The sequence below is a fragment of the Bounagaea algeriensis genome, assembly GCF_054491375.1.
The window spans coordinates 2,138,277-2,150,288 of record NZ_CM137102.1 but is presented as its reverse complement, the minus strand read 5'-3'; the positions used below and the strand labels follow the sequence as shown (position 1 = coordinate 2,150,288).

The window sequence follows — 12,012 nt, the reverse complement described above, 5'->3', positions numbered from 1 at the left end:
GCCGTTGTCGGTGCCCGCCGCTACGGTCGGCCGCATGGCACTTTCAAAACCGGAACGAGAGCAATTCCTGGCCGAGCCGCACATCGGCGCGCTGTCCGTGGTCGAACGAGCCGAGCGCGGACCGCTGACGGTGCCCATCTGGTACCACTACACCCCGGGCGGGCAGCTGTGGGTGCGCACCGGAGCGGATTCCCGCAAGGCGCGGGCGATTCGGGCTGCGGGGCGGTTCAGCCTGCTGGTGGAACGGACCGCGCCGACGGTGCGCTACGTGTCGGTGGAGGGCCCGGTGAGCAGGACGGTCCACGACAGCCGCGAGCAAGCGCGGGAGATGGCCGCGCGGTACCTGCCGGAGGAGGCGGTCGCCGACTTCGTCGAGTACGAACGGACCCATCTCGGCGAGCACGTCGTCATCTGCATGCAACCGGAGCGCTGGGTGTCCGCCGATTTGGGAGCCGTGTAGCCGCGGCGGCGAAGTCGTCGAAAACCCGCATCGCCGCCGCGCTGCGCCGGGCCGGCCGCAAACATCTCGTCGAGGCCACCGCCGTTGAGCGGCAGCCAGCACCGCGCCGCGACCAGCTGCATCGACCCGAGCTCGTCGAGCACGCCGCACCGAAAGGTCGCCGAGATGCACGCTGCGGACGGTTACCGGACCGATCTCCACGAGCTGAGGACCACACCGCAGGACACCGCGCTCGTCGGGATCTATGCGCCAGTGGTCATGGACCTCAGCGACGTCGGCGGCCGTCCGAACACGACGGTGTACGACTACGTGGTCCAGGAAGTCGACATCGCCACCGGAGCCAAGTTGTTCGAGCGGCACGCGCTGGACCATCTCGACATCCGCGATTACCAAGTACCGGTCCCGACGGACGGCCGTCCGTACGACTGGATCCACGGCAACTCCGTCGGCCTCGACCGGGACGGCAACCTGCTCACCTCGGCCCGGCGCACGTGGACGTACAAACTGGACCGTCGCACCGGTGAGGTGATGTGGATCCAACGTCCCGCAGGCCACGGAGTTCCGCGAGGACGGCAGTCAGGCGTTCGACCTGTACCTGACGAACAACTCCCACCGCGTCGTTCGGCACCCGTGGACCGGACGACCGTTGGAGGCGCCCGCCGTCGCGGCTCGCGCGACGGAGCGCGCGCGATGACCGTGTTCGCGAGCTGGAACGGTGCCACCGAAGTCACAGACTGGCAGATCGTGGCCGGTGACCGCGTGAACACGCTCGATCCCGTCGGTGCTCCGAAATCCAAGGCAGGCTCGAGACCCCGACACCCGAAGGCAGGAGCTTGCACCGACAGGTGGCCTGGTGATCCGAGGTGCTTGACCGATTCCGGCGGCAGGTGATCGTGGTTTTCCACGGGCGCGGCGACGGCGGCTGTGGCGCACCTCTCGAAGGCTCGGCCTGTGATCCGCGGCGGGGTGCATTGGCTGGCTGCGCTGGCCGGATAGCATCCAGCCAGGTAATCCACCCGGCTAGCAGGAGATCAACGCTGATGACCCCAACGCCCGTTACCGTCACCGTCACCGGTGCTGCCGGTCAGATCGGCTACGCGCTGTTGTTCCGCATCGCCTCCGGTCAGCTCATCGGCCCGGACACGCCGGTGCGGCTGAAGCTGCTGGAGATCCCGCAGGCGGTCAAGGCCGCCGAGGGCACGGCCATGGAGCTGGACGACTGCGCGTTCCCGCTGCTGAGCGGCATCGACATCACCGATGACGCGCGGCAGGCCTTCGACGGCACCAACGTCGCGCTGCTGGTGGGGGCGCGCCCGCGCGGCAAGGGCATGGAACGGGGCGATCTGCTCGAGGCCAACGGCGGCATCTTCGGCCCGCAGGGCGAGGCGCTCAACGCCGGCGCGGCTGCGGACGTGCGGGTGCTCGCGGTGGGCAACCCGGCGAACACGAACGCGCTGATCGCGCAGGCGCACGCGCCGGACATCCCGGCCGACCGGTTCACGGCGATGACGCGGTTGGACCACAACCGGGCGCTGACCCAGTTGGCCAAGAAGCTGGACGTGTCGGTGACCGACATCCGCCGCCTGTTCATCTGGGGCAACCACTCGGCCACGCAGTACCCGGACGTGTTCCACGCGGAGGCACGCGGCAAGCCGGTGGCCGAGCAGGTGGATCAGGCGTGGCTGGCGGAGGAGTTCATCCCCACGGTCTCGCAGCGCGGCGCGGCGATCATCGAGGCCCGCGGCGCGTCGTCGGCGGCGTCGGCGGCGAACGCGGCGATCGACCACGTGCACACGTGGGTCAACGGCACCGCGGAGGGCGACTGGACGTCGGCGGCGGTCGTCTCGGACGGTTCCTACGGCGTGCCGGAAGGCTTGATCTCCTCGTTCCCGGTGCGGGCGCGTGCCGGCGAGTTCGAGATCGTGCAGGGCTTGGAGGTTAACGAGTTTTCGCGCGAGCGGATCGACGCCTCGGTCAACGAGCTCGTCGAGGAGCGCGACACGGTGCGCCGGCTGGGGCTGGTGTGAGGCCGGTGCCGCAGCACGTGTGACTGCCGTCGTAACCGCGGGGCGGTCGGTGTCCGCGAGCGCGGACGTCGGCCGCCCCGTTGCTCGTCCGGGACCGCTCCCGGCGGCGCTGGTGCCGTTCATCGCCTCTCGTGCGCGTGCTGCACGTGGACGCGTGCGTCGAACGCGTGTATGCTCAGTGGTGCGAGCCACGGGGAACCGATCGCTGATCGAGGTGGCGGTTGTGACCGTTCGTGACAGTCGGGTGGAGCCGGTTCAGGTGCTCCTGGTCACGACCTAGTGGTCTGTTGTGGACGCGCGGCTGTCATGCCGCGTCGGTGCTGCGTCCGCGTGTTGGCTGTCGCCGCGGGGCATGGAGTGCCTCGCGCGGTGCCGGTGCGCGTCGAGCGCGGCCGTGCGTGCAGACCTCTCCCTGCGTGGTTCGTGTCGGGCGGTGGCTCCGCCCGTTGGACACGAGGGAGGAGGGCTCCTCATGACGATCACGCAACGTCGACGTGTCAGCCCGGGACTGCTGCGCGGCTGGATCATCACCGATGGTGAAGGTCAGCACACCGCGCACGTCAACGGGTCCCGTTCGCAGGCGCTCGCCTGCGCTCACCGCCAGTTGGACGCTGTGGGCGGCGGCGAGGTCCTCGTCGACGAGGACGAGGACATGTGACCACGTCGCGTGGTGAACGCGGCCAGCGGCGCCGGTGGTCCCGGTTTTTCCGGGGCCGCCGGCGTCGTTGTTTCTCCGGGGTTTCCGCACACCACGGGTCCACTGTGGTGCGTGGAGCGCCCGGTGCTTGCGTGTTGTGCTGACCAGTGGTGGGCTCTGATCGCCGTGGACGACGATCAGTCCACTGTGCTGTGACCCGCCGTGCGGGCAGCACCGGTCGCGCACCGGGTGCTGAACACGACCGGCACGACCAGCTCCAGCAGCGGCACCGGAAAGCCGGCGCTGCTCAGCGCGACATCGACCAGCGCTGCGCAGTGCGACGGCGAACACGCGGCGGTGTTCAGCCGGCGGTGTCGTCGGCGGACGTGTGGCTGCTGCCGGAGCTCGCGCCGGTGTCGTCTTCCGCACCGGCGGACGAGGCGGCCGTGACCTGTCCGCGGTCCTGCCCGCGGCCACCGGTCTCAGCGCCACCTGCGGTTTCGGCCGCGGCGGTCTGCCAGCGCCGCAGGTCGGCCTGGGCCTGGTCCAGTTGGCTCTCGGCGCGCTGCGCGCGCGCCAGTGTTTCCTGCCGGGCAGCTTCGACGGCGGCCACACGTTGCTCGGCGGCCTCGCGTTCGGCCTGCACGAGGTGCTGGGTCTGCTGCCGTTCGCGGTGCAGCGCCTCGTCGTGCTCGCGGCGCAGCCGGTCGGTTTCGGCCTGCTGCTCGCGCAGTTGCTGCCGGGCGGTATCGCGTTCGCCGCGCAGCTCGCCGTGCTGCTGCTCGACGGTGTCGCGGGCCTGTTCGGCCCGCACGGCCCGCTCGTGAGCGGCGTCGCGGTCGGCTTCGGCGGCGGCGACGTCGTCGCGGGCCTGCTGCTGGGCGGCCTCGGTGGCCTCGCGCGCCTCGGTGCGGGCCTGCTCGGCGGCGGATTCGGCGTCGGCGGCGCGCTGGTCGGCCTCACGTCGGGCGGCGTCGATGGCCACGTCGGCTTCGTTGCGGGCGGCGTCGATCTGCTCGGCCGCGCGGGTTTCGCTCTGCTCGGCGCGTTGCTCGGCGCGCTGTTGCTCGGCCTGGGCCTGCTGCGACTGCTGCCGCGCGGTTTCGGCGTCGGCCCGTGCCGCGTCGCGGTCGGTCTCGGCTTGCTGCTGGGCCGCCTCGGCCTGCTGCGCCCGGTGCAGCGCGGTCGCCAGTTCCTGCTCGGCCTGGGCGGTGCGCTGCGCCGCGTCGGCGTGGGCGGCGCGCACCTGGGCTTCGGCGGTGCTGGGGTCGGTGAGGTTGTCGAAGTGTTCCAGCGCGCCGGAGAGCGTGCGGGTGAGCTGCTCGGACAGGCTGCGGTACTGGCGCAGCAGCTCGGCGGTGCGCAGCCGGGTGGCTTCCCGGTCGGAGGGGGCCGCCTCTCCCCCGCTGCTGTTGGGCTCGCCCGCGCGGCGCTGCCGTTCTTTCCACGCGCGCCAACGGGTGTGGTCCGGAAGGTCGCAGTACTCCGGAGGGCGGCCGGGTCCGGAGGCGGCGGCCACGGGCCGGTCGCACCCGGGGAACTTGCACCCGCCGTCGCTGCTCGCGTCGGCCTCGGCTTCGCTCACGGTGGATGACGCTAGCAACGTGCTCGCACCGTCCCTCCGCCGGCCGTGTCCCCGACGCGTTCGGCTGTGGTCGAATCGGTGGCAGGTCGCCGGAACGGATCGCCGCCTGGAGGTGGACCGTGCACATCGATTCGTGTCGGGAGCTCAAGCGCAGTCTCGCCCGTCGCCTGCCTGATCTGGGGCTGCGTCCGGAGATGGCGCCCTGGATGGGACTCGGGGTGGTCAAACGGACCGAGGACGCGTACCTGTTGGCCGTGCGGACCCCCGAGGCGGCCTCCGTCAGCGAGGTGCTGGCGCGGGTTTCGGAGGAGGCGCACGAGGAGATCGACGTCCGCGAGGTGGGGCGGGTCGTGCCGCAGCAGGCAGCCGGGGAGTTGCAGCAACGCCGCCGACCGCTGGTTCCGGGATGTTCAGTGGCCCACACCGACGTCACGGCGGGCACGCTCGGCGGGTTCGTGACGGTGCGGGCAGAACCGCACCTGCTGTCGAACAACCACGTGCTCGCCAACAGCGACCAGGGCGCCGTCGGCGACACCGTGCTGCAACCCGGCCCCGCCGACGGCGGGCGGGATCCGGACGACCGCGTCGCCACCCTGGCCGCCAAGGTCGATCTGGTCACCGACCGGCCCAACCTCGTCGACGTCGCCGCCGCGCGGATCGTGGACGACGTGCAGTTCGACGCCACCGCCTACCCGGGCGGGAAGCTGGGGGAACCGCTCGCCGAGGCCCCCGCCGAGGACACCGTCGAGAAGGTGGGGCGCACCACCGGGCACACCACGGGCACCATCACGGCCTTCGAAGTGGACGGTCTGCGCATTTCCTTCCCGGAAGGGCAGATGGTCTTCGACGACCAGATCGAGATCTCCGGGCAGGCCGGCGAGTTCAGCTCCGGAGGCGACTCCGGCTCGGTGATCTGGACCCGCGGCGAGCGACGCCCCGTGGGGCTGCTGTTCGCGGGCAGCAGCCAGGGCGGTCCGGACGGCACGGGACTGACCTACGGCAACCTGTTGACCACCGCGCTGAACGAACTCGGCGCCACCTGGATCGGCGCGGCGTGAGCGGTCTGGAGCAGGCAAGGCGGGCCAAGCGCGATCTCAGCGAACGCTTGGCCACCGTCCCCGGTGTCGTCGGTGTCGGTCTCGCCCGGCAGGAGCGGGGCTACGTGGTCGTGGTGCGTCTGGCGCAGCAGGTGCACGGCATTCCCGACGCGGTCACGGTGACCGACCCTGACGGGCGGGAAAGCGAGGTCGCGGTGCGCTGCCAGGTCGTGGGAACGATCCGGCCCGAGTAGACCGCCGGCACCGCTGCTCCCGCACCGCCGGGCGCCTGCCCGGACAAGCCGGTGCACTGCGGTTTTCCGCCCTGCCTGGCGGTGCCGCGAAAAGCGGGTGCTACGTTGGCCGCGGCCAGTCGAACTCGTGCACGACACGAGTCAGGGAATCCGGTGCGACTCCGGAACTGACGCGCAGCGGTGTGGGCGACGGGCGGAACACGGGCCACTGGAGCGCTGCTTCGGGAAGGCGTCCCGCCCGCAAGACCCCGAGTCCGAAGACCTGCTGGCACTCGGCCCGTGCGGCCGAGGCGTTGTCATGGACCGTGGGCCCGCGGACCGGCCCGTCGACACCGAGGAGCGTTCGTGCGCCTGCCCGCTGCTCTGCACCGTCCCGTCCTGCCGCTGTCCGTGCTGGCCGTGCTCGTGCTGCTGGCCGGCTGCGGCACCGGTGCGCCACCGCAGCAGCCGCCGGCACCGGGCTATCCCCGCGCGGTCGACAACTGCGGCACGCGCACCGAACTGGACCGCCCGCCGCAGCGGGTCGTGTCGCTGAACCAGGGCACCACGGAGATCCTGCTGGCGCTCGGCCTGGGCGAGCGCATCGTCGGCACGTCCATGTGGACCGACCCGCTGCCGCCGCACCTGGCCGAGGCGAACGCGTCGGTGCCGCGCCTGGCCGAGGACATGCCGTCGTTCGAGTCGGTGCTGGCAGCCGACCCCGACTTCGTCGCCGCCTCGTTCGTGTCCACGCTGGGACCCGGCGGAGTGACCACGCGGGAGCAGCTCGCCGACCTCGGCGTGCCGAGCTACCTCTCCCCGGCCGACTGCGCCAAGGACAACAGCGGCTCCGGCGACGGACGGCGGCAGCACCCGCTGTCGATGCACACCATCTACCGCGAGGTCCGCGAACTGGCGGAACTGTTTGACGTGCCCCAACGCGGCGAACAACTCGTCGCCGACCTGCAAGGGCGGATGGACCGCGCCACCCGCGGGCTCGACGCCTCCGACACGTCGCTGGCGTTCTGGTTCGCCAACTCCGAGTCGCCGTACCTGGCGGGCTGCTGCGGCGCGCCCGGCATCATCACCGAGCAGGTGGGCGCGGACAACGCCTTCGCCGACACGCACGCCGAGTGGCCGCAGATCAACTGGGAAACCGTGGCCGCGCGCAACCCGGACGTGCTCGTGCTCGGCGACTTGTCGCGCCGCTCGGAAACGGCCGAGACGGCGCGGGCCAAGATCGCCTTCCTCGAGTCGAACCCGGCCACGGCCACCATGGACGCGGTCAAACACCACCGGTACGTGCAGCTGAGCGGGCAGGCGATGAACCCGTCGATCCGCACCGCGGCCGGGGTGGAGAAGGTCGCCACCCACCTGCGGGGCACCGGAGCGGGCCGGTGAGCGCCACCGCGACACCGACGCGTGCGGCCCGGCGCACGTGGCTGCCACTGCTGCTGGCGGCGGGGTTGGCCGTGCTGGCGGGGTCGGTGGCCGTGGCCATCACCATCGGCCCGGCCGACCTCCGCGTCGGCGACGTGTACTCCACCCTCGCCGCCCGGCTCGGACTCGGCGAGTCGTCGCTGTCGCAGATCCGCGAGGCCATCGTGTGGAACCTGCGCCTGCCGCGCACGCTGCTGGCCGCCGTGTGCGGCGCGGGCCTGGCCACCTGCGGGGCGATCATGCAGTCGCTGCTGCGCAACCCGCTGGCCGACCCGTTCGTGCTGGGCGTGTCCTCCGGCGCGTCGACCGGAGCGGTGCTGGTGCTCGTGCTCGGCCTCGGCGGCGGCGTGGTGTCGATGTCGGCCGGCGCGTTCGCCGGTGCCGTCGGTTCGTTCGCGTTCGTGCTGGTGCTGTCGCACCTGCTCGGCGGCACCACCGACCGGGTGGTGCTGTCCGGAGTGGCGGCGATGCAACTGTTCTCGGCGGTGACCTCGTTCATCGTGCTCACCTCGGCCGATGCGCAAACCACGCGCGGAGTGATGTTCTGGCTGCTCGGCTCGCTCGGCAACGCCGAGTGGACCGAAGTGGGCACCTGCGCCGCGGCGCTGGCCGCGGCGCTGGCGATCTGCGGCGGGCACGCCCGCCCGCTGGACGCGTTCGCCTTCGGCGAGGACGCCGCGGCCACCCTCGGGGTGGCGGTGGGGCGCACGCGGTTGGTGCTGCTGTGCACCACGGCGCTGCTGACCGCGGTGGTCGTCAGCGCCGTCGGCGCGGTCGGGTTCGTCGGCCTGGTGCTGCCGCACGCCGCGCGCGCCGCGGCGGGACCGAACCACACGCGGCTGCTGCCGGTGACGGCGCTGGCCGGGGCGGTGTTTCTGGTGTGGGTGGACACGCTCGGCCGCACGCTGCTGGCGCCGCAGGAGATCCCGGTGGGCGTGATGACCGCACTGATCGGGGTGCCCGCGTTCGTGCTCATCCTCTACCGTGCCCGGGAGGTGCGATGACCGGTGCAGGACTGGCCGCCGACCGCGTGACCCGCACGCTCGGCGGCACGCTCGTCCTCGACGGGGTCAGCCTCGCACCGCAGGCCGGCTCGACGGTCGGCGTGCTCGGCCCGAACGGCTCCGGCAAGTCGACGCTGCTGCGGCTGCTGGCCGGGGTGCTCACCCCGACGGCGGGTGTGGTCACATTGGACGGTCGCGCGCTCGACGAGCTCGGCCGCCGCGCCGTGGCGCGACGGGTGGCGGTGGTCGAGCAGCACAGCGACACGCAGGTACCGCTTTCCGTGGCCGACGTGGTGCGGCTGGGCCGCATCCCGCACCGGCGGCCGTGGCATCCCGCCTCGCCCGGCGACGAGGCCGCGGTGCGGACCGCGTTGCAGCACACCGGACTGGCCGACAAGGCCGACCGGCGGTGGCAAACCCTCTCCGGCGGGGAGCGGCAGCGCGTGCAGATCGCCCGCGCGCTGGCGCAGCAGCCGCACGAGCTGCTGCTGGACGAACCGACGAACCACTTGGACGTTCAGCACCAGTTCGAGCTGCTGAACCTGTTCGCGGAGCTGCCGACGACGACCGTGGTGGCGCTGCACGACCTCAACGTCGCCGCGATGTACTGCGACCACATCGTCGTGCTCGACCAGGGCCGGGTCGTCGCCGCCGGCGATCCGCACGCGGTGCTCACCGCCGAACGCATCGCCGAGGTGTGGGGCGTGCCCGCGGTGGTCACGCCCGAACCCGAGGGATATCCGCACGTGCGGTTCGTGCCCGCGCGCCGCGCCGCGCGCACCACCCGGACCGGCTGACCGCACTGTTCGGCAACGTTGGTCCCGCAGGCCGCGGCGACGGTCCCGGCCAGCGCGGCGGGCCGCCCGGCAGGGTGCGGCCCGGGCCGCTGAGCGCGACGATGTCGGCGCGGGTGGCGGCACGTCGCAGCACCTGCCGGTTCCCGCCGCCCACGACGAGGCTTATAGCGTGTGCGCAATTCCGGTCACCGCGGTGCGTTCGGGATGCTGGCGGCGTTTTGCCAGGATTTCTGCGAGTTCCCGCCCGCGCGGGGGATGTTGTCTCCGGCCCGTGCTGACCGCGCTCGTCGCCGCGGGCCACCGACGGGCGTCGCGCATGGCCAGCACGAAAATTTTTTGGCAGACTCACGGTGAAACTTCGGGCGAGAATTCCGCGGGGCCAACAGCCAGCGGTGGGTCCGACGTGTTGAGGAAATGATCAAAAATGGCCGTGTTGATTGAGGTTTTTCCGGTTTTCGCGGTCCTTTTTATTGCTTTCGTCGCCACGGCGGTCGATCGGAAGCGTGCTGGCACCGACGAGGAGGACGAGGACGCTGGAGAGGTTTTCGCCTTGTTCGTCGACAACGAGAACTCGCTCCGCACTCGACGCGCGGCGGCAGCTGCGGCGAGCACGGCGGAACCGACTGCCTGCGGCGAGGCCGGGGTTCCGGCTTTGCCGCAGCCCAGCACGAGCGGGAGCGCTCCGCCCCCATCGGGCGGCTCACCTGGGCCTCGCGTGCACGCACCGGGGCCTTGTTCAGCTCTCGCGGGGCGTCATCGCCCTGGGGTGAACACGCTTCGTGCTGTGACCAAGGCGAAAGTCATTTTGCCTGGCGAGGGGGTTTTCTCGCGTACTGTTGAAGGCACGGGCCCGGGAACGGCGCCGGCCGATCAGACCGGTTTCCCGGGGCGCACGAGCCTTTTCCGCTGTCCGTCGGGGAGTTGTTGCATGTCTGAATCCACGGGCCGCACCGTTTCGCCACCGACCCCGCGCTCGGGGTGGGAGCACGACGCACCGGTACTGCAGCTGCGGATGCATCACCACCCGGGCGGGATGGTGGCGCTGCAGGCAGCAGGTGAGATCGATGCGACCGAGGCCGGCCAGTTCGCCGAGTCGGTCCGCACCGCCCTGTCGTCGGCGGTCGGCGCAGTGGTGCTGGACCTGTCCCGGGTGGCGTTGCTGTCCACGGCCGGTGTTGTCGTCCTGACCGAAGCTGCCCATCGCGCATTCATGCGCAACCTGCCGTTGGTGCTGGTGACCAACAGCCGTCCTGTCGACCGGGTGCTGTCGGCCCTCGAACTCGTCGAGCAGTTCGACTACGCCGACAGCCTCGAAGCGGCGCTGAGCTCCCGGCGCGGCCACGGCACGACCCGGCCGCACCTCCCCGCCGCTCGCGGGCACCATCCGTGAACCGCTGCACGCCGATCCGGCGGTGAGTCCCTCCTCGGCTGCAACTGCGCAGGCTGCAGCGCCGCAATCCCGACACTGCTCGCGGTGCGGCGGGTACTCGCCACCACGCCACCGGGAGGCTAGGCTCGCCGGCGATCACCCGCGATGCCGTTTGTGGTGCAGGAGGCGTGCCATGGCCCAGTACGGCGACTTCCAACACGAGATCTACCTCGGCGGCCTGTCCGGGCAGATGCCCGCCTACCCGGTGGACGTGGCCAGCCTCGAACGCAAGGCCGCCGAAGTCCTGCCGTGGTGGGTGCACTCCTACGTCGCCGGCGGCGCCGGCGACGAGAACACGCAACAGCGCAACGCCTCCGAGTTCCACCGGTGGGGTCTCGTGCCGCGCATGCTCAACGGCGCCTACGAACGCGACCTGTCGGTGACGCTGTTCGGCCACACCCTGCCGCACCCGCTGTTCCTCGCCCCGATCGGAGTGCTCGGGTTGTGCTCGCAGGACTTCCACGGCGACCTGGCCACCGCGCGGGCCTGCGCCCGCGCCGGCGTGCCGCTCGCCGCCTCCACCCTCACCCAGGATCCGCTGGAGGACGTGTCCGCCGCCCTCGAGAGCACGCCCGGATGGTTTCAGCTGTACCCGCCGAAGGACGAGGAGTTGATGCTCAACCTCGTCCACCGCGCCGAACACGCCGGGTACCAGGCATTGGTGGTCACTGTGGACACGTGGGTGACCGGGTGGCGCCCGCGGGACCTCAACCGCGCGAACTTCCCCCAGCTGCGCGGCTACTGCCTGAGCAACTACACCAGCGATCCCGTGTTCGAACGCCTCTGCGGAGACGTCGACGACCCGCGTGCCGTGGTGGGCACGTGGGCCTCGGTGTTCGGCAAGTCGCTCGGCTGGGCCGATGTGGACCTCCTCCGCCGCAACACGAACCTGCCGATCGTGCTCAAAGGGCTGCAGCACCCCGAGGACGTGCGCCGCGCCCGCGACCACGGGGTGGATGGCATCTACTGCTCCAACCACGGCGGGCGCCAAGCCAACGGCGGCATCCCCGCGCTGGCGCTGCTGCCGGACGTCGTCGACGCCGCGGGGGACCTGCCGGTGCTGTTCGACTCGGGTGTGCGCAGCGGCACCGACGCGGTCAAAGCTCTCGCGCTGGGTGCTTCCGCGGTCGGGCTCGGCCGCCCCTACGCCTACGCGCTCGCCCTCGGCGGCACCGACGCGGTGGTGCACCTGCTGCGGTCCGTGCTGGCCGAAGCGGACCTGCTCATGGCCATCGACGGCTATCCCGATCTGGCGGCGCTGCGCCGGGCGGGGCTGCGCCGCGTCGAGTAGACGGGGCCGTCCCCGACGCGGCGCGGCCCCGCCCGGCGGACCGGCCCACCGGCGGGGCGTCGCCCGGCTGGC

The 12,012-nt window shown here is 71.8% G+C and carries 12 protein-coding genes and 1 riboswitch; of the genes, 11 read left to right on the top strand and 1 reads right to left on the bottom strand.

The window, feature by feature from the left end; genetic code table 11:
• The first annotated feature begins 34 nt into the window (after window positions 1-34).
• The 4 genes from ACVGV2_RS09710 to ACVGV2_RS09695 all read left to right on the top strand — a co-directional run bounded on the left by ACVGV2_RS09710 (window position 35) and on the right by ACVGV2_RS09695 (window position 3,145).
• On the top strand, window positions 35-460 hold the full coding sequence (locus tag ACVGV2_RS09710; protein ID WP_459165723.1) for a pyridoxamine 5'-phosphate oxidase family protein: 426 nt from the start codon (window positions 35-37) through the stop codon (window positions 458-460).
• 165 nt (window positions 461-625) lie between these two features.
• Window positions 626-1,351, top strand: a complete 726-nt coding sequence (locus ACVGV2_RS09705) for an arylsulfotransferase family protein (protein WP_459165722.1) — start codon at window positions 626-628, stop codon at window positions 1,349-1,351.
• Between the two features lie 149 nt (window positions 1,352-1,500).
• A complete protein-coding gene (locus tag ACVGV2_RS09700; RefSeq protein ID WP_459165721.1) occupies window positions 1,501-2,487 on the top strand; it encodes a malate dehydrogenase in 987 nt (328 codons plus the stop codon).
• 472 nt (window positions 2,488-2,959) lie between these two features.
• A complete protein-coding gene (locus ACVGV2_RS09695) occupies window positions 2,960-3,145 on the top strand; it encodes a hypothetical protein (protein WP_459165720.1) in 186 nt (61 codons plus the stop codon).
• A 340-nt stretch (window positions 3,146-3,485) separates the two neighbouring features.
• Here ACVGV2_RS09695 and ACVGV2_RS09690 read toward each other — a convergent pair whose 3' ends face one another.
• Window positions 3,486-4,709, bottom strand: a complete 1,224-nt coding sequence (locus ACVGV2_RS09690; RefSeq protein ID WP_459165719.1) for a hypothetical protein — start codon at window positions 4,707-4,709, stop codon at window positions 3,486-3,488.
• Between the two features lie 119 nt (window positions 4,710-4,828).
• Here ACVGV2_RS09690 and ACVGV2_RS09685 point away from each other — a divergent pair, with 119 nt between their 5' ends.
• From ACVGV2_RS09685 to ACVGV2_RS09655, 7 genes are all read left to right on the top strand, one after another.
• Window positions 4,829-5,767 (top strand): Nal1-like putative serine protease, encoded by a 939-nt coding sequence (locus ACVGV2_RS09685; RefSeq protein WP_459165718.1) that lies wholly within the window; start codon window positions 4,829-4,831, stop codon window positions 5,765-5,767.
• A complete protein-coding gene (locus tag ACVGV2_RS09680; RefSeq protein WP_459165717.1) occupies window positions 5,764-6,000 on the top strand; it encodes a hypothetical protein in 237 nt (78 codons plus the stop codon). The genes ACVGV2_RS09685 and ACVGV2_RS09680 overlap by 4 nt, the downstream gene beginning before the upstream one ends.
• A 100-nt stretch (window positions 6,001-6,100) precedes the next feature.
• Window positions 6,101-6,284: riboswitch (cobalamin riboswitch) on the top strand.
• 67 nt (window positions 6,285-6,351) lie between these two features.
• Entirely contained in the window at window positions 6,352-7,380 is a 1,029-nt protein-coding gene (locus tag ACVGV2_RS09675; RefSeq protein ID WP_459165940.1) for an ABC transporter substrate-binding protein, read from the top strand.
• Window positions 7,377-8,423, top strand: coding sequence for a FecCD family ABC transporter permease (locus ACVGV2_RS09670; RefSeq protein ID WP_459165716.1), 1,047 nt, complete (start codon window positions 7,377-7,379; stop codon window positions 8,421-8,423). Before ACVGV2_RS09675 ends, ACVGV2_RS09670 begins: the two co-directional genes overlap by 4 nt.
• Window positions 8,420-9,220: an ABC transporter ATP-binding protein gene (locus ACVGV2_RS09665; RefSeq protein ID WP_459165715.1), complete on the top strand. Its 801-nt coding sequence runs from the start codon at window positions 8,420-8,422 to the stop codon at window positions 9,218-9,220. Before ACVGV2_RS09670 ends, ACVGV2_RS09665 begins: the two co-directional genes overlap by 4 nt.
• A gap of 784 nt (window positions 9,221-10,004) precedes the next feature.
• Window positions 10,005-10,610 carry an STAS domain-containing protein gene (locus ACVGV2_RS09660; protein ID WP_459165714.1) on the top strand — a complete coding sequence of 202 codons (606 nt, stop codon included), beginning with the start codon at window positions 10,005-10,007 and terminating at the stop codon, window positions 10,608-10,610.
• A 172-nt stretch (window positions 10,611-10,782) separates the two neighbouring features.
• Window positions 10,783-11,940: an alpha-hydroxy-acid oxidizing protein gene (locus ACVGV2_RS09655; protein ID WP_459165713.1), complete on the top strand. Its 1,158-nt coding sequence runs from the start codon at window positions 10,783-10,785 to the stop codon at window positions 11,938-11,940.
• Window positions 11,941-12,012 lie beyond the last annotated feature (72 nt).

Bases quoted from the DNA above. Each gene is read 5' to 3' on its own strand.
- ACVGV2_RS09695 (WP_459165720.1), top strand. From the start codon at position 2,960: ATGACGATCACGCAACGTCGACGTGTCAGCCCGGGACTGCTGCGCGGC.
- ACVGV2_RS09705 (WP_459165722.1), top strand. From the start codon at position 626: ATGCACGCTGCGGACGGTTACCGGACCGATCTCCACGAGCTGAGGACC.
- ACVGV2_RS09655 (WP_459165713.1), top strand. From the start codon at position 10,783: ATGGCCCAGTACGGCGACTTCCAACACGAGATCTACCTCGGCGGCCTG.
- ACVGV2_RS09700 (WP_459165721.1), top strand. From the start codon at position 1,501: ATGACCCCAACGCCCGTTACCGTCACCGTCACCGGTGCTGCCGGTCAG.
- ACVGV2_RS09665 (WP_459165715.1), top strand. From the start codon at position 8,420: ATGACCGGTGCAGGACTGGCCGCCGACCGCGTGACCCGCACGCTCGGC.
- ACVGV2_RS09710 (WP_459165723.1), top strand. From the start codon at position 35: ATGGCACTTTCAAAACCGGAACGAGAGCAATTCCTGGCCGAGCCGCAC.